At 59.4% G+C, this 14,407-nt stretch carries 25 protein-coding genes; all 25 read right to left on the bottom strand.

Features of this window, described 5'->3' with window-relative positions:
* Nucleotide 1 precedes the first annotated feature (1 nt).
* The 25 genes from QP442_RS03510 to tuf all read right to left on the bottom strand — a co-directional run bounded on the left by QP442_RS03510 (nt 2) and on the right by tuf (nt 14,315).
* A complete protein-coding gene (locus QP442_RS03510) occupies nt 2-580 on the bottom strand; it encodes an adenylate kinase (RefSeq protein WP_285069619.1) in 579 nt (192 codons plus the stop codon).
* The gene (secY, locus tag QP442_RS03505) at nt 577-1,869 is read right to left on the bottom strand and encodes a preprotein translocase subunit SecY (RefSeq protein WP_285069618.1); all 1,293 of its coding nucleotides are present in this window, start codon (nt 1,867-1,869) and stop codon (nt 577-579) included. Before secY ends, QP442_RS03510 begins: the two co-directional genes overlap by 4 nt.
* A gap of 185 nt (nt 1,870-2,054) precedes the next feature.
* Nucleotides 2,055-2,531: a 50S ribosomal protein L15 gene (gene rplO, locus QP442_RS03500; RefSeq protein WP_006681480.1), complete on the bottom strand. Its 477-nt coding sequence runs from the start codon at nt 2,529-2,531 to the stop codon at nt 2,055-2,057.
* A 2-nt stretch (nt 2,532-2,533) separates the two neighbouring features.
* Nucleotides 2,534-2,719, bottom strand: coding sequence for a 50S ribosomal protein L30 (gene rpmD, locus QP442_RS03495; RefSeq protein WP_179369897.1), 186 nt, complete (start codon nt 2,717-2,719; stop codon nt 2,534-2,536).
* Entirely contained in the window at nt 2,716-3,408 is a 693-nt protein-coding gene (gene rpsE, locus QP442_RS03490; RefSeq protein WP_006681482.1) for a 30S ribosomal protein S5, read from the bottom strand. The genes rpmD and rpsE overlap by 4 nt, the downstream gene beginning before the upstream one ends.
* A gap of 28 nt (nt 3,409-3,436) precedes the next feature.
* Nucleotides 3,437-3,808: a 50S ribosomal protein L18 gene (rplR, locus tag QP442_RS03485; protein ID WP_006681483.1), complete on the bottom strand. Its 372-nt coding sequence runs from the start codon at nt 3,806-3,808 to the stop codon at nt 3,437-3,439.
* On the bottom strand, nt 3,808-4,344 hold the full coding sequence (gene rplF / locus QP442_RS03480) for a 50S ribosomal protein L6 (RefSeq protein WP_006681484.1): 537 nt from the start codon (nt 4,342-4,344) through the stop codon (nt 3,808-3,810). The genes rplR and rplF overlap by 1 nt, the downstream gene beginning before the upstream one ends.
* A gap of 15 nt (nt 4,345-4,359) precedes the next feature.
* Nucleotides 4,360-4,758, bottom strand: a complete 399-nt coding sequence (gene rpsH / locus QP442_RS03475; protein ID WP_006681485.1) for a 30S ribosomal protein S8 — start codon at nt 4,756-4,758, stop codon at nt 4,360-4,362.
* Between the two features lie 59 nt (nt 4,759-4,817).
* Nucleotides 4,818-5,003 carry a type Z 30S ribosomal protein S14 gene (locus QP442_RS03470; protein WP_006681486.1) on the bottom strand — a complete coding sequence of 62 codons (186 nt, stop codon included), beginning with the start codon at nt 5,001-5,003 and terminating at the stop codon, nt 4,818-4,820.
* Nucleotides 5,004-5,006: 3 nt separating this feature from the next.
* Complete coding sequence (gene rplE, locus QP442_RS03465) at nt 5,007-5,552, bottom strand: 50S ribosomal protein L5 (RefSeq protein ID WP_101627638.1); 546 nt, start codon at nt 5,550-5,552, stop codon at nt 5,007-5,009.
* Nucleotides 5,553-5,554: 2 nt separating this feature from the next.
* The gene (rplX, locus tag QP442_RS03460; RefSeq protein WP_285069617.1) at nt 5,555-5,989 is read right to left on the bottom strand and encodes a 50S ribosomal protein L24; all 435 of its coding nucleotides are present in this window, start codon (nt 5,987-5,989) and stop codon (nt 5,555-5,557) included.
* Nucleotides 5,989-6,357 (bottom strand): 50S ribosomal protein L14, encoded by a 369-nt coding sequence (gene rplN, locus QP442_RS03455; RefSeq protein WP_006681489.1) that lies wholly within the window; start codon nt 6,355-6,357, stop codon nt 5,989-5,991. The genes rplX and rplN overlap by 1 nt, the downstream gene beginning before the upstream one ends.
* Nucleotides 6,358-6,910: 553 nt before the next feature.
* Nucleotides 6,911-7,177, bottom strand: coding sequence for a 30S ribosomal protein S17 (rpsQ, locus tag QP442_RS03450; RefSeq protein ID WP_006681490.1), 267 nt, complete (start codon nt 7,175-7,177; stop codon nt 6,911-6,913).
* Between the two features lie 5 nt (nt 7,178-7,182).
* Entirely contained in the window at nt 7,183-7,416 is a 234-nt protein-coding gene (gene rpmC, locus QP442_RS03445; RefSeq protein ID WP_006681491.1) for a 50S ribosomal protein L29, read from the bottom strand.
* Complete coding sequence (gene rplP, locus QP442_RS03440; protein WP_006681492.1) at nt 7,416-7,835, bottom strand: 50S ribosomal protein L16; 420 nt, start codon at nt 7,833-7,835, stop codon at nt 7,416-7,418. Before rplP ends, rpmC begins: the two co-directional genes overlap by 1 nt.
* 5 nt (nt 7,836-7,840) lie before the next feature.
* Nucleotides 7,841-8,641, bottom strand: a complete 801-nt coding sequence (gene rpsC / locus QP442_RS03435) for a 30S ribosomal protein S3 (RefSeq protein WP_006681493.1) — start codon at nt 8,639-8,641, stop codon at nt 7,841-7,843.
* A 1-nt stretch (nt 8,642) separates the two neighbouring features.
* On the bottom strand, nt 8,643-9,014 hold the full coding sequence (gene rplV / locus QP442_RS03430; RefSeq protein WP_006681494.1) for a 50S ribosomal protein L22: 372 nt from the start codon (nt 9,012-9,014) through the stop codon (nt 8,643-8,645).
* Nucleotides 9,015-9,044: 30 nt separating this feature from the next.
* The gene (rpsS, locus tag QP442_RS03425) at nt 9,045-9,326 is read right to left on the bottom strand and encodes a 30S ribosomal protein S19 (RefSeq protein WP_006681495.1); all 282 of its coding nucleotides are present in this window, start codon (nt 9,324-9,326) and stop codon (nt 9,045-9,047) included.
* 16 nt (nt 9,327-9,342) lie between these two features.
* Nucleotides 9,343-10,179 (bottom strand): 50S ribosomal protein L2, encoded by an 837-nt coding sequence (gene rplB / locus QP442_RS03420; protein ID WP_006681496.1) that lies wholly within the window; start codon nt 10,177-10,179, stop codon nt 9,343-9,345.
* Nucleotides 10,180-10,203: 24 nt separating this feature from the next.
* Entirely contained in the window at nt 10,204-10,509 is a 306-nt protein-coding gene (rplW, locus tag QP442_RS03415; RefSeq protein WP_006681497.1) for a 50S ribosomal protein L23, read from the bottom strand.
* On the bottom strand, nt 10,506-11,150 hold the full coding sequence (gene rplD, locus QP442_RS03410; protein ID WP_285069616.1) for a 50S ribosomal protein L4: 645 nt from the start codon (nt 11,148-11,150) through the stop codon (nt 10,506-10,508). Before rplD ends, rplW begins: the two co-directional genes overlap by 4 nt.
* A 1-nt stretch (nt 11,151) precedes the next feature.
* Nucleotides 11,152-11,820 (bottom strand): 50S ribosomal protein L3, encoded by a 669-nt coding sequence (gene rplC / locus QP442_RS03405; protein ID WP_006681499.1) that lies wholly within the window; start codon nt 11,818-11,820, stop codon nt 11,152-11,154.
* Nucleotides 11,821-11,831: 11 nt separating this feature from the next.
* Nucleotides 11,832-12,140 carry a 30S ribosomal protein S10 gene (gene rpsJ, locus QP442_RS03400; protein WP_006681500.1) on the bottom strand — a complete coding sequence of 103 codons (309 nt, stop codon included), beginning with the start codon at nt 12,138-12,140 and terminating at the stop codon, nt 11,832-11,834.
* A 493-nt stretch (nt 12,141-12,633) separates the two neighbouring features.
* Nucleotides 12,634-12,930, bottom strand: a complete 297-nt coding sequence (locus QP442_RS03395) for a hypothetical protein (RefSeq protein ID WP_285069615.1) — start codon at nt 12,928-12,930, stop codon at nt 12,634-12,636.
* Between the two features lie 197 nt (nt 12,931-13,127).
* Entirely contained in the window at nt 13,128-14,315 is a 1,188-nt protein-coding gene (tuf, locus tag QP442_RS03390; protein ID WP_285069614.1) for an elongation factor Tu, read from the bottom strand.
* Nucleotides 14,316-14,407 lie beyond the last annotated feature (92 nt).

The following is a 14,407-nucleotide window of genomic DNA, read 5'->3' as shown; positions in this document are numbered from 1 at the left end:
GTCAGTTCTTCGCGACAGAATTGAGGACAGCGAAAATACGCTCGGTCACTTCGTCGATCGAACCCGAACCATCAACAACCTGAAGCAAATCATGGTCGGCGTAGTACGCCGCAACCGGTTCTGTCTGCTGGTGGTAGACCTCAAGGCGGTGACGCATGACAGGCTCAGTATCATCGGTGCGATGCTGTTCCTCGGCACGCTTCATCATGCGGGTCACAACTTCGTCCTCATCAACCTGGATTTCAAGAACCAGGTCAAGCTTGATGCCGAACTCTTCGCACATGTCGGCAAGCACATGAGCCTGCTCCACGTTGCGCGGGTAGCCGTCAAGAAGAAAACCGTTCGCAGTGTCCGGAGCAGACAGACGCGCCTTCACCATCGCATTGGTCACCGAGTCAGGAACGAACTCACCACGGTCGATGAATGCCTTGGCCTGCAGGCCAATCTCAGTGCCTTCAGACATATTCGCACGGAAAATCTCTCCGGTAGAAATAGCCGGAATACTCAGCTTTTCCGCGATTCGAGTAGCTTGCGTCCCCTTGCCTGCGCCGGGCGGACCCAAAAGAACCATGGCGGTCATTGCAAGAATCCTTCGTAGTGATGCTGCTGAAGCTGAGTATTAATCTCCTTCACAGTCTGCAGACCGACGCCCACAATAATCAGAAGCGTCGTGCCCCCGAACGGCATCTGCGACTGCGAAATCTTCAGGGGGATAATAAGGAGTGACGGCAACAGGGCAACGATCACAAGGTAGAGCGCGCCGGCACTCGTAATGCGGTTGATGACGTAGGACAGGAACTCGGCGGTCGGACGACCTGCGCGAATACCCGGAATGAAGCCACCGTAGCGCTTCATGTTGTCAGCAACCTCTTCGGGGTTGAATGTAATCACCGTGTAGAAGAATGCGAAGAAGAGAATCAGGAGTGCATAAATCGTGAGGTAGACCCACGATCCCTGATGTAGGTTCGCCGAAATCCACTGAACCCAACCGTCGGTCTGGGCACCAAACTGAGCAATCATCAACGGCAACGCAAGAATCGACGAGGCGAAAATAACCGGGATAACGCCAGACATATTGATTTTCAGCGGGATGTACGTCGTCGTGCCACCGTACTGGCGACGACCGATCATGCGCTTCGCGTACTGAACTGGAATGCGACGCTGAGCCTGCTCAATGAACACCACAGCGAGCGTAACGGCGAAGAGGAGCAGAAGGATCGCGATCACGGCACCCCACTTGCCAGACTGACCGATGGCCAGCATCTGGGAGGGAAGACGGGCAATGATCGAAGTAAAGATAAGGAGCGACATGCCGTTGCCGATGCCACGCTCGGTGATCAATTCGCCGAGCCACATGACCACGCCGGTACCCGCCATCATGATGATGATCATGATAAGGAACATCCACCAAGAGTCATCTGCCAAAACGTTCGCGGAACAACCGGAGAACATACGTCCGGTGCGAGCCAATGTCAGTGTTGTCGTGGCCTGTAGAACGCCCAGGAAGATCGTCAGGTAACGCGTGTACTGCGTCAGCTTGGCTTGACCGGTTTGTCCTTCCTTATGGAGGTCATCGAAACGCGGAATGACAACACGCAAAAGCTGAATGATGATCGACGCTGTGATGTACGGCATGATGCCGAGTGCGAAGATCGATAGCTGGAGCAACGCGCCACCGGAGAACAGGTTCACGAGGTCAAGAAGATTCGCTTCTTCCTGCTGAGCAAGACATTGTTGGATCGCGGTCGAGTCAACGCCGGGGGTCGGAATGTATGAACCCAGGCGGAACATCGCCATGATAAATAGCGTAAACAGCAGCTTACGACGAAGGTCAGGGGTGCGGAACGCCTGTGCAAATGCACTAAGCAAGGCTTCCTCCTACGGGTAACGGGAGTGCTGGAGCATATGCCCTAGCGACCGTGTCAGACTACCGGAAAAATGGCTCCGTGTAGACATCGGCCTTGGGTTCAAAGGTTCTGCGAGGAACCGTCTATCAGTTTAAGACACTAAAAGGGGGTGATCCGGGTTGATGCCGGACCACCCCCAATCAGCTGTCAGCGTGCGGAAATGGTTCCGCCAGCTGCGGTGATCTTCTCCTGAGCAGAAGCTGACCAGGAGTCAACTTCGATCTCAAGCTTGACGGTGAGCTCACCGGTGCCGAGCACCTTAACCGGAGCGCCGTCACGAACCGCATGCTTTGCGACAAGATCCTCGACCGTCACCTTGCCACCCTTGGGGAACAGTTCCTCAAGCTTGGCAACGTTGACGACCTGGTACTCAACGCGGAAGGGGTTCTTGAAGCCACGGAGCTTGGGCAGACGCATGTGAATCGGCATCTGGCCACCTTCGAAGCCTGCAGCCACCTGGTAGCGAGCCTTCGTACCCTTGGTACCGCGACCAGCCGTCTTGCCCTTGGAGCCTTCACCACGACCAACGCGGGTCTTGGCGGTCTTGGCGCCGGGGGCTGGACGGAGGTGGTGCAGCTTAACGATCTGCACCTTTTCGCCTGTTGTGGACTTGGAGTCCGCCATGGTCAGTCGACCTCCTCAACGGTCACCAGGTGACGAACCGTGTGAACTGCACCGAGAACGGTCTCGGTGTTCTCACGGACGACGCTCTGGCCGATCTTACGCAACCCGAGGGTGCGCAGAGTGTCCTTCATGTTCTGCTTGGCGCCGATCGACGACTTGGTCTGCGTGATCTTGATGTTCGCCATCACTCATTCACCCCCGCGGAAGCCTTTTCTGCCTCAGCCTTTTCAGCCTTGGCCCGCTTCTCAGCTTCACCCTCTGCGCGTGCGCGGAGCATCGAAGCCGGAGCAACGCGCTCCAGCGGAAGACCGCGACGTGCTGCAACAGCTTCAGGCTGTTCCAGTTGCTTGAGGGCATCAACAGTCGCGTGAACAATGTTGATTGCGTTGTCAGAGCCGAGCGACTTGGTGAGCACGTCGTGCACGCCAGCTGCCTCGAGCACTGCACGAACCGGACCGCCGGCGATAACGCCGGTGCCCGGTGCTGCCGGGCGCAGAAGCACGGTGCCGGCGGCATCGTGACCCTGAACCAGGTGCGTGATAGTGCGACGGATCATCGGAACGCGAATGAAATTCTTCTTCGCTTCCTCAACGCCCTTGGAAATGGCCTGGGGAACTTCCTTGGCCTTTCCGTAGCCAACACCGACGGTGCCTTCGCCATCGCCCACGACAACCAGAGCGGTGAAGGAGAAACGACGTCCACCCTTCACAACCTTGGAAACGCGGTTGATGGTCACAACACGTTCGATGTATTCATTCTTTTCGTTGCCACGACGTGTATCGCGGTCGCCACGACCATTACGGCGGTCGCGACGCTCGCCGTCGCCCGAACGCTCAGAGCCTTCCTGACCGTTCCTGCCTCGCTGCGGTGCAGCCATCAGATGATCTCTCTTTCCTTCGATCCGGTCACAGCTCGAGGCCACCCTGACGGGCAGCTTCGGCGACGGCCGCAACGCGGCCGAAATACTTGTTGCCACCACGGTCGAAAACGACGGCGGTGATGCCGGCCGCCTTCGCACGCTCTGCAACGAGAGCGCCAACCTTGGTTGCCTTTTCGGTCTTCGTGCCAGTCATGGTTTCGACGCCGGACTCGAAGTCGGAAGCAGAAACCAGGGTGTGACCGACGGTGTCGTCGATAACCTGAGCAACGATGTGACGATTCGAGCGGGTGACGACCAGGCGCGGACGCGCCGGGGTACCGTTGATCTTCTTGCGAAGGCGAATGTGACGACGCTTGCGAGCGACGAACTTGCCCTTGCCCTTGACCGTGTACGCCATCACTTACCAGCCTTTCCGACCTTGCGACGGATCGTTTCGCCCACGTAGTGGATGCCCTTGCCCTTGTAGGGTTCAGGCTTCTTCAGCTTGCGGATGCGAGCTGCGGTTTCGCCAACGAGTTGCTTGTCGATGCCGTGGACCGTGAACTTGGTCTGCGACTCAACGGTGAACTCGATGCCTTCCGGAGCTTCGACCGGAACGGTGTGCGAGAAGCCGAGAGAGAACTCGAGGTTCTTGCCCTTGGCGACCACGCGGTAACCGGTACCGGTGATTTCGAGTTCCTTCTTGTAGCCCTCGGTCACGCCAACGATCATGTTCGCAATAAGGGTGCGAGTCAGACCGTGGAGCGAACAGGAAAGGCGCTCATCGTCCGGACGGGAAACCAGAATCTGACCGTCTTCAATAGCCACCGTGATGGGGGCTGCGACGGTGTGTGAAAGTTCGCCCTTCTTGCCCTTCACCTTAACGTCTGCACCGTTAACGGTGACGTCGACGCCTGCGGGGATAGCAATGGGTTGCTTACCGATTCGCGACATTGTTCAGCCTCCTGTTCACCAGATGTAGGCGAGGACTTCCCCACCTACACCCTTGTCGGCTGCCTGACGGTCGGTGAGCAGACCGGAGGACGTGGACAGAATTGCCACGCCCAGGCCGCCGCGAACCTTAGGCAGGTTGGTGGACTTGGCGTACACGCGCAGACCCGGCTTGGAAACGCGCTGCAGACCCTGGAGAGCCGCTTCGCGGTGCGAACCGTACTTCAACGTGATGGTGAGGGTCTTGCCCACGCGGGCATCCTCAACCGAGGTCGAAGCAATGTAGCCCTCTTCGACCAGAATGTTTGCGATCGCGTTCTTCATCTTGGAGTACGGCATGGAAACCGTATCGTGATGCGCACGATTCGCGTTACGCAGACGCGTCAGCATGTCTGCAATGGGATCAGTCATTGTCATTGGGGAAATTCCCCTTCCTCGTCGTGGTTTCTCCTTTTGAGACCTACGACGTCAGTGTTTTACCAGCTGCTCTTGGTGACTCCGGGGAGTTCGCCAGCAAGGGCGAGCTCTCGGAGGCAAACGCGGCACAGGCCGAACTTGCGGTATACCGAGTGGGGGCGACCACAACGGTTGCAACGCGTGTATGCACGAACGCCGAACTTCGGCTTACGTGCGGCCTTGACCTTCAGGGATGTCTTCGCCATGGGTCAGTCCTCCTTGAACGGGAATCCGAGATGACGCAGGAGCGCACGGCCCTCATCATCGGTGGAGGCCGAGGTAACGACGGTGATATCCATACCGCGAACTCGGTCAATCGAATCCTGGTCGATCTCGTGGAACATGGACTGTTCCGTCAGACCGAAGGTGTAGTTACCGTGACCGTCGAACTGCTTGGCCGACAGACCGCGGAAGTCGCGGATACGCGGAAGAGCAGTTGAGAGAAGACGATCGAGGAATTCCCACATACGATCGCCACGGAGCGTGACGTGAGCACCGATGGCCTGGCCTTCGCGTAGCTTGAACTGTGCGATGGACTTCTTTGCCTTGGTGGTCACGGGCTTCTGGCCAGTGATAGCGGTGAGGTCGCGGATTGCGCCCTCGAGTGCCTTCGAATCGCGAGCTGCCTCACCCACACCCATGTTCACGACGATCTTGGTCAGACCGGCAACCTGCATGATGTTCTCATGCTTGAACTCGGTGCGGAGAGCGTCACGAATTTCGGAGACGTACTTTTCCTTGAGACGCGGGGTCATGTTCAGATCTCCTTGCCCTGCTCGATGCCGCGCTTGGCGCCACCGCGGGTCACGCGAACGCGGACGGTGCGGGTGCGGCCATCGCGCTCGACGACATCCTCGCGGAAGCCGACGCGCACGCGCTGCTTGGTTTCGGGATCGACCAGTGCGACCTTTGCGATCGAGATCGGGGCTTCGATGGTCTCGATGCCGCCGGTCTGCCCCTGGGTCTGGCCCTGGCGAACGTGACGGGTCTTCAGGTTGATGCCTTCGACGAGAACCTTGCCCTCAGCCGGGAAAACCTTGATGACGCGTCCCTGCTTGCCCTTGTCGCCAGCCTTGAGGGGTTCGAGGCCCTCGGCTGCACGGTGGGCGTTGCGCTCTGCGAGCTTCTTCTCGTCGGATGAACGACCGCGAACGACCTCAACCAGGTCACCCTTACGGATCTTGGCTGCCATCAGATCACCTCCGGTGCGAGCGAGACGATACGCATGAAGCGCTTGTCGCGCAGCTCACGGCCGACTGGGCCGAAGATACGCGTGCCACGCGGTTCGCCGTTGGAATTGATAATGACGGCTGCGTTCTCATCGAAACGAATGTACGAACCGTCGGGACGGCGGGTTTCTTTGCGAGTGCGGACTACGACTGCCTTGACGACTTCGCCCTTCTTGACGTTGCCGCCGGGGATTGCGTCCTTGACGGTGGCGACGATGGTGTCGCCAATACCCGCGTAGCGTCGAGCCGAGCCACCGAGCACGCGGATGGTCAGGATTTCCTTTGCACCCGTGTTGTCGGCGACCTTAAGTCGCGACTCCTGCTGGATCATTTTCTATTGACTCCTGTTGTCGAGCTGGTTCTGTTGGGAGCATTACTTCCCTCGAGCCTTGCCGAACGTGCATGAACTATTGCGCATCGATGCCGACAATAGTGAGAACGCACCACAGGATTAAATATGGTGTTGCTCGCTCTCACTACCGACGCGAGGCACAGTGCACCTTGCGTCACGCAACCCTCCAAGAGTACCCCACTTCCCCACTGACTTGAAACCGCCAGTTTCGTGAGGTGTGCCCCATCCACCGCGCTTGTTCGCCAACATCCCCTCCCTCCACCCCGCGCTTGTTCACCGTTTCGAGTTCACGAGGCCACGCAGCTTCATTAACCAACACACGCGAATAGGCGCGAAGAACGATGTTCGATTTCTTGAACAAGCGCGGCCAAAAAAGGGGTGGCCAACAGTGAACAAGCAGGTTCAAGCGTGGACAAGCGCAGTCACCTTGAGGCGCTATTTCGTGAACAAGCGCGGGGAAAGCGCGCAAAACAGCAGGGAGCCCGGCTCCCCAAACCGGGGAACCGGGCTCCTTACAAACCTCAGTGACGAATCACTTGGCCTTTTCGATGATCTCCACTACTCGCCAGTGCTTGGTAGCGGAAAGCGGACGAGTCTCCATGATGCGAACGCGATCGCCAATGCCACATTCGTTGTTCTCATCATGAACCTTGACCTTCTTGTTACGACGCATGACCTTGCCGTAGAGGGCGTGCTTCACACGATCCTCAATCTGGACAACGACGGTCTTATCCATCTTGTCAGAGACAACCAGGCCAATACGAACCTTGCGGTCGTTACGCGCGGTGCTATCTGCCATCAGAATCACTCCTCAGTGCTCGGGGCGGTGCGGTAGCCAAGCTCCCGCTCACGCGCGATCGTGTAGATACGGGCGATGTCACGGCGCACGGTCTTCATGCGACCATGATCCTCGAGGTTGCCAACAGCCTGCGCGAAGCGCAGGTTAAAGAGCTCGGCCTTAGCCTTCTCGAGTTCCTTGGACAGCTGGGCGTCGTCCATGGCATCGAGGTCGGAAGGGGTAAGTGCCTTTTCCGCCATCAGATGTCACCACCCTCTCGGACCACGAAACGGGTCTTCATCGGAAGCTTGTGCTGAGCGCGACGCATAGCTTCGCGTGCAAGCGCCTCGTCGACGCCACCCAGCTCGAACAGAATACGACCCGGCTTGACGGGGGCAACCCACCATTCAACCGCGCCCTTACCGGAACCCATTCGGGTTTCAGCCGGCTTCTTGGTCAGCGGACGGTCCGGGAAGATGTTGATCCACACCTTGCCGCCACGCTTGATGTGACGCGTCATAGCGATACGAGCTGCCTCGATTTGACGGTTGGTCACGTATGCGCCGGTGAGTGCCTGGATACCGTAATCGCCGAACGCCAGTTCGGTGCCACCGGTTGCATTACCGGTACGGTGCGGGCGGTGCTGACGGCGCCACTTTGTACGACGGGGAATGAGCATTGGGCTCAGGCCTCCGATCCGTTTTCAGTAGCTGCGGGCGCCTCGGTTGCGGGCGCCTGCTGCTGAGCGGTCTCCTGGTTCTGGCGTCCGCCGCGGCGCTGGCCACGACGATCACTGCGACGTCCGCCACGGTTGGCCTGCTCGGCCTGCTGGCGTGCGAACTCGCGCTCGGTGATGTCGCCCTTGTAGATCCACACCTTGACACCGATACGACCGAAGGTCGTGCGTGCCTCGTGGAATCCGTAGTCAATGTTCGCGCGGAGGGTATGAAGCGGAACGCGACCCTCACGGTAGAACTCGGAACGGCTCATTTCGGCGCCACCGAGGCGACCGGAAACCTGAACACGAATACCCTTGGCGCCTGCGCGCTGCGCGGACTGAATGCCCTTGCGCATTGCACGACGGAAGGAAACGCGAGCAGCGAGCTGTTCTGCAATGCCCTGTGCGACAAGCTGAGCATCCATGTCGGGGTTCTTGACCTCGAGGATGTTGAGCTGAACCTGCTTGCCGGTGAGCTTTTCGAGGTTCTGGCGGAGGCGATCAGCCTCTGCACCACGACGACCAATGACAATGCCCGGGCGAGCGGTGTGGAGGTCAACGCGAACGCGATCACGCGTACGCTCAATATCGACCTTCGAGATGCCTGCGCGCTCGAGGTTCTCGGTCAAGTTCTTGCGGATTGCAACGTCCTCTGCAACGTAGTCAGAGTAACGCTGTCCCTTGGTGGTCGAGTCGGAGAACCAGCGGGAGCGGTGATCCGTGGTGATTCCCAGGCGGAACCCTGTGGGGTTAACCTTCTGGCCCATTTCAGCGGGCTCCCTTCTTCTTGTCTTCCTTGGTACCGACGACGAGGGTGATGTGGCTCGTGCGCTTCAGGATGCGACCTGCGCGTCCCTGTGCACGCGGGCGGAACCGCTTCATGGTCGGACCTTCATCGACGAATGCTTCGATGACCAGCAGGTCTGCCTCGTTGAAGGTTTCGCCAGCCTGTTCGGCCTTGACCTTCGCGTTGGCAACGGCGCTCATGAGCACCTTGCGGACATCGGTGGCGACTGCCTGCGGTGCAAACCGCAGGATGTCAGCGGCCTCCAGAGCAGCCTTGCCACGAACCTCGTTCACGACACGGCGGGCCTTCTGGGGCGTGACGCGGACAAAACGCGCCTGCGCCTTAGCTTCCATTTATCTGCCTCTTCTTCCGTGGAGGCCGGCTCAGCGCCGGCGTCCCTTTCGATCGTCCTTGTCGTGGCTGCGGAAAGTACGCGTGGGAGCGAACTCGCCAAGCTTGTGACCCACCATCGACTCGGTGATGAAGACGGGAACATGCTTGCGGCCATCGTGCACCGCAAAGGTCAGACCCAGGAAATCCGGGGTGATGACCGAGCGACGCGACCAAGTCTTGATGACATTCTTTGAGCCGGATTCGATTGCGGCGTCCACCTTCTTGAGCAGGTGGTCGTCGACGAACGGGCCCTTCTTCAAACTGCGTGGCATAGTTATCGACTCCTACTCAGCGGTTCTTACCGGTCTTGCGACGGCGAACGATCAGGCGATCGCTGTCCTTGTTCGGACGGCGGGTACGACCCTCAGGCTTACCCCACGGGCTAACCGGATGACGGCCACCAGAGGTACGACCTTCACCACCGCCGTGCGGGTGATCAACCGGGTTCATAACAACACCACGGACGTGCGGGCGCTTGCCCTTCCAGCGCATACGGCCGGCCTTGCCCCAGTTGATGTTGGATTGTTCAGCGTTGCCGACCTCGCCGACCGTTGCACGGCAGGTGATTTCGACGTTGCGGATTTCGCCGGACGGCATACGCAACTGGGCGAAGCGGCCTTCCTTGGCGACGAGCTGAACGGACGAACCGGCGGAGCGGGCGATCTTTGCGCCGCCACCGGGCTTGAGTTCGACAGCGTGGATAACGGTACCGAGCGGGATGTTACGCAACGGCAGATTGTTACCGGGCTTGATATCGGCGCCGGCGCCTGCTTCGATGCGGTCACCCTGGTTCAGCTTGGCCGGTGCCAGGATGTAGCGCTTTTCGCCATCTGCGTAGTGCAGGAGGGCGATGCGAGCGGTACGGTTCGGGTCGTACTCGATGTGAGCGACGACTGCCGGGACGCCGTCCTTGTCATGACGACGGAAGTCGATGACGCGGTACTGACGCTTGTGGCCACCGCCACGGTGACGCGAGGTCACGCGGCCGTTCGAGTTACGTCCACCGGTCTTGTGCAGCGGACGAACCAACGACTTCTCGGGCTCGGAGCGGGTGATCTCAACGAAATCGGAGACCGACGCGCCACGACGACCCGGGGTCGTGGGCTTGTATTTGCGGATTCCCATTTTTGTCCTCTACCTCTCCGGTTTTCAGGCCTGATCGCCGAAGATGTCGATGGCGCCTTCACGCAGGGTCACGATTGCTCGCTTGACGTCCTTGCGCTTGCCCTGACCCGTGCGGGTCCGGTAGGTCTTGCCCTTACGGTTCTGAGTGGCCACCTGACCGACCTTGACACCGAAGATTTCTTCGATGGCAATCTTGATTTCGGTCTTGTTGGCGCGCGGGTCAACCTCGAAGGTGTACTTGCCTTCATCCATGAGGATGGAGGATTTCTCGGTGACGACGGGCTTCAGAATGATGTCGCGCGGGTTCTTGCCCGCTTCGAGGGTGCTCACTTGGTCTCCTCCTTGGTGCCGAGGAAGGACTCCATGGCTGCCAGAGTGAACACGATATCGTCGGCGTCAAGGACGTCGTAGGTGTTCAGCTGGTCTGCCCAAAGGACGTGAACCTCGGGAGCGTTACGCAGGCTGAGAGCGGTGAGCTCATCGTTACGCTCGATGACGACGAGAGCCTGACGGTCCTCGACGATCGCGCGAAGCGCTGCGAGAGCGGACTTCGTCGACGGCTTCTCACCTTCGATGAGAGCGGTGACGATGTGGATGCGACCTGCGCGTGCACGGTCAGACAGAGCGGAGCGGAGTGCGCCCTGCTTCATCTTCTTGGGGGTGCGCTGATCGTAGTCACGTGGCTGCGGGCCGTGGACGACGCCACCACCGGTGAAGTGCGGTGCACGGATCGAGCCCTGACGAGCGTTACCGGTGCCCTTCTGGCGGAACGGCTTCTTGCCGCCACCAGAAACCATGCCACGCGTCTTGGTTGCGTGCGTACCCTGTCGGGCAGCAGCAAGCTGTGCGACGACGACCTGGTGCATCAGCGGAATGTTCGTGGGAACGTCGAAGATCTCGGCGGGGAGGTCAACCGAAGCTGCCTTCTTGCCCTTGAGATCGAAGACGTCGATGGTCTGAACGTCAGCCATTTCACGCACCCTTCACGGACGAGCGAACCAGGACCACGGAGTTCTTCGGACCCGGGATGGCGCCACTGATGAGCAGCAAGCCCTTCTCGGTGTCGACTGCCTGGACCTTGAGGTTCTGGACGGTACGACGAACGCCACCCATGCGGCCGGCCATGCGCAGGCCCTTGAAGATGCGTCCTGGGGTTGCGCAAGCACCGATCGAACCGGGCTTGCGGTGGTTACGGTGTGCACCGTGCGAAGCGGAAACGCCGGCAAAGCCGTGACGCTTCATAACGCCTGCAAAGCCCTTGCCCTTGGTGTTGCCGGAAACGTCAACAGCCTGTCCAGCCTCGAAGGTGGAAGCGTCGAGTTCCTGACCCACCTCGTAAGAGTCATGGGCGGAGGTGCGGACCTCGGTCAGGTGACGACGGGGTTCGACGCCAGCCTTTGCGAAGTGGCCTGCGAGAGGCTTGGTGACCTTGCGTGCTTCGATTTCGCCGAAACCGATCTGAACGGCAGAGTAGCCGTCGACCTCTTCGGTGCGAACCTGGGTCACAATGTTAGTGCCGACCTGCACGACAGTGAGGGGCACGAGGCGGCCGTCAGCGTCCCAAACCTGGGTCATGCCGAGCTTGCGGCCGAGCAACGCCTTAATCGGCGCAGCTGCGTGCTGCTTGTTGTCAGTAGTCATTGCAGATGTCCTCAGAGCTTGATCTCGATGTTGACGTCTGCGGGCAGGTCGATACGCATGAGCGAATCGACAGCCTTCGGCGTCGGGTCGATGATGTCGATGAGCCGCTTGTGTGTGCGCATCTCAAAGTGCTCGCGGCTGTCCTTGTATTTGTGGGGCGACCGAATGACGACAAACACGTTCTTTTCGGTCGGCAGTGGAACCGGGCCCACAACAGTGGCACCTGCTCGCTGCACGGTGTCCACGATCTTGCGCGCGGAGCTGTCGATGACCTCGTGGTCATACGACTTCAGCCGGATGCGGATCTTCTGTCCCGCCATGCCGTCTTACCTCTTCTCGTACAGATTCGTCACCGGTCCCCGCACTCGGGCGTGTCGCTTAAAAAAGTGACACACATATTGCGCGGTTCCTTCTTATGTGAAGGTGGACCGTTGTCTTGTCCAAAGATCACGGGCGTTTCAGCCCAGTCCGCAGAATCCCTGCGGAACCGCCCCACGGGTCGCGAGGCAACCGTTCAAGTCTGACAGAGCCACACCTTTCCTAGCAAGTTTGAACTCGCCATCTGGAGTGTGAATCCTCATACATTACACGGACGATCAAATTACTTGTCAGCCCCCATGCGCTTCGACTTGGAGCCTTTAGCCCACAGGTGCTTGAAGCACCGCGAATCAGTGTACCCGCACTCGGGCGTGTCGTCTACATGGGGGTGTACTAGCGCGAGGCGCCTGGGGGCACCGACCAGAGGTTCAGTGCTCCACAGGCGCCTTAGTGTTCGCTAATGGCGCTGGGCCTCTCAGTCGCGTTTCTGACGAACTACAAACACACCCGCGACCAGGCAGAGGATTCCGAGTCCGCCAACGAGCGTTCCATTGAAGCCGGTCTTCGCGATCTTTCGCGGTCCCGAATTGGTGGTGTTCGGGGTTCAGACGGTGTCGGGTTGTTCGGCCCAGCCGGGGCGGGCTTGTACTTCACCGTGTACGTAATACCCGCCTGAGTCTTCGCATCCGCACCCTCAGGCGTCTGCTCACCAGTCCAGATGAACTTGAACTGAATATCACGACCACCCGTCGCAGCCGACTTCGACGCCAACGCAGCAAAGTGCCCCGACACCGACCCTTTAACCGTGTACTCCGTATCCGCCGTCGACGCCGCCCCGACGAACAAGCACACAAACAACGACGAACAAGCGCACAAAAAGCGAAAAGGCCGCCACCCCCTGACGGGGATGGCGGCCCACTCTGGTCAAAAGACCTCAGGCGATCATCCGGTCCAAGCGATCCGCGAACGGTTCAGTCGACCGGAGTCGATCACTTCTGGATCGCGGTGACACGACCGGAACCGACCGTGCGACCACCCTCACGGATCGCGAAGCCCAAGCCCGGCTCCATAGCGATCGGCTGGATGAGTTCGACGGTGATCTCGGTGGTGTCGCCCGGCATGACCATGTCGGTGCCCTCGGGGAGGGTGATGACGCCGGTCACGTCCGTGGTACGGAAGTAGAACTGCGGACGGTAGTTCGAGAAGAACGGGTTGTGACGACCGCCTTCTTCCTTCTTGAGGATGTAGACCTGTCCGGTGAAGTTGGTGTGCGGGGTGATCGAACCGGGAACGGCAACGACCTGACCGCGCTCAACCTCATCGCGCTTGGTGCCACGCAGAAGGAGACCACAGTTCTCGCCTGCCCATGCTTCATCCATGGACTTGTGGAACATCTCGATACCGGTAACGGTGGTCTTCTGCGGTTCGCGGATACCGAGGATTTCAACCTCAGAGTTGATCGCGAGCTTGCCACGCTCAACACGACCGGTCACAACGGTGCCACGGCCGGTGATGGTGAAGACGTCTTCGATCGGCATGAGGAACGGCTTGTCCATGTCGCGCTCAGGAGTCGGCACGAAGGTATCGACTGCCTCCATGAGCTCCTCAATCTTAGCAACCCACTGCGGATCGCCTTCGAGAGCCTTCAGCGCGGAAACCTGGATGATCGGGGCGTCGCGATCGAAGTCCTGGGACTCGAGCAGGTCGCGGCACTCTTCCTCAACGAGCTCCAGCATTTCCTCATCGTCGACCATATCGGCCTTGTTGAGGGCAACCAGGATCGTCGGAACGCCAACCTGGCGAGCAAGCAGAACGTGCTCGCGGGTCTGAGCCATCGGGCCGTCGGTGGCGGCGACAACGAGGATTGCGCCATCCATCTGAGCTGCACCGGTGATCATGTTCTTGACGTAGTCGGCGTGGCCGGGGGCGTCAACGTGTGCGTAGTGACGCGCCTCGGTCTGGTACTCGACGTGGGAAACGTTAATCGTAATGCCACGCTCACGCTCTTCAGGAGCGTTGTCGACGTTTTCGAACGGGGTGAACTCGTTCAGTTCCGGGTACTTGTCGTGCAGAACCTTGGTGATTGCTGCGGTAAGCGTGGTCTTGCCGTGGTCAACGTGACCGATGGTACCGATGTTGACGTGCGGCTTGCTGCGCTCGAACTTGGCCTTCGCCACTTGTGTCCTCCTGGACTCGGGTAGTTTTTCTAGCCTTTGGCTACGTGCAACTCTAACACCCAGCCGGCCGAAACCTACATGGAAATTGTTGG

This window comes from Pauljensenia sp. UMB1177 (genome assembly GCF_030217965.1).
Taxonomy (GTDB): Bacteria; Actinomycetota; Actinomycetes; order Actinomycetales; family Actinomycetaceae; genus Pauljensenia; species Pauljensenia turicensis_A.
This window is presented reverse-complemented; position numbering and strand designations above follow the sequence as displayed.

Excerpts from the sequence above, each read along its gene's own strand:
- QP442_RS03510 (WP_285069619.1), bottom strand. The coding sequence starts at position 580 with ATGACCGCCATGGTTCTTTTGGGTCCGCCCGGCGCAGGCAAGGGGACG.
- rplO (WP_006681480.1), bottom strand. The coding sequence starts at position 2,531 with ATGGCGGACTCCAAGTCCACAACAGGCGAAAAGGTGCAGATCGTTAAG.
- rpsE (WP_006681482.1), bottom strand. The coding sequence starts at position 3,408 with ATGGCTGCACCGCAGCGAGGCAGGAACGGTCAGGAAGGCTCTGAGCGT.
- rplR (WP_006681483.1), bottom strand. The coding sequence starts at position 3,808 with ATGGCGTACACGGTCAAGGGCAAGGGCAAGTTCGTCGCTCGCAAGCGT.
- rplF (WP_006681484.1), bottom strand. The coding sequence starts at position 4,344 with ATGTCGCGAATCGGTAAGCAACCCATTGCTATCCCCGCAGGCGTCGAC.
- rpsH (WP_006681485.1), bottom strand. The coding sequence starts at position 4,758 with ATGACAATGACTGATCCCATTGCAGACATGCTGACGCGTCTGCGTAAC.
- QP442_RS03470 (WP_006681486.1), bottom strand. The coding sequence starts at position 5,003 with ATGGCGAAGACATCCCTGAAGGTCAAGGCCGCACGTAAGCCGAAGTTC.
- rplE (WP_101627638.1), bottom strand. The coding sequence starts at position 5,552 with ATGACCCCGCGTCTCAAGGAAAAGTACGTCTCCGAAATTCGTGACGCT.
- rplX (WP_285069617.1), bottom strand. The coding sequence starts at position 5,989 with ATGGCAGCCAAGATCCGTAAGGGTGACCTGGTTGAGGTCGTTCGCGGT.
- rplN (WP_006681489.1), bottom strand. The coding sequence starts at position 6,357 with ATGATCCAGCAGGAGTCGCGACTTAAGGTCGCCGACAACACGGGTGCA.
- rpsQ (WP_006681490.1), bottom strand. The coding sequence starts at position 7,177 with ATGGCAGATAGCACCGCGCGTAACGACCGCAAGGTTCGTATTGGCCTG.
- rpmC (WP_006681491.1), bottom strand. The coding sequence starts at position 7,416 with ATGGCGGAAAAGGCACTTACCCCTTCCGACCTCGATGCCATGGACGAC.
- rplP (WP_006681492.1), bottom strand. The coding sequence starts at position 7,835 with ATGCTCATTCCCCGTCGTACAAAGTGGCGCCGTCAGCACCGCCCGCAC.
- rpsC (WP_006681493.1), bottom strand. The coding sequence starts at position 8,641 with ATGGGCCAGAAGGTTAACCCCACAGGGTTCCGCCTGGGAATCACCACG.
- rplV (WP_006681494.1), bottom strand. The coding sequence starts at position 9,014 with ATGGAAGCTAAGGCGCAGGCGCGTTTTGTCCGCGTCACGCCCCAGAAG.
- rpsS (WP_006681495.1), bottom strand. The coding sequence starts at position 9,326 with ATGCCACGCAGTTTGAAGAAGGGCCCGTTCGTCGACGACCACCTGCTC.
- rplB (WP_006681496.1), bottom strand. The coding sequence starts at position 10,179 with ATGGGAATCCGCAAATACAAGCCCACGACCCCGGGTCGTCGTGGCGCG.
- rplD (WP_285069616.1), bottom strand. The coding sequence starts at position 11,150 with ATGGCTGACGTTCAGACCATCGACGTCTTCGATCTCAAGGGCAAGAAG.
- rplC (WP_006681499.1), bottom strand. The coding sequence starts at position 11,820 with ATGACTACTGACAACAAGCAGCACGCAGCTGCGCCGATTAAGGCGTTG.
- rpsJ (WP_006681500.1), bottom strand. The coding sequence starts at position 12,140 with ATGGCGGGACAGAAGATCCGCATCCGGCTGAAGTCGTATGACCACGAG.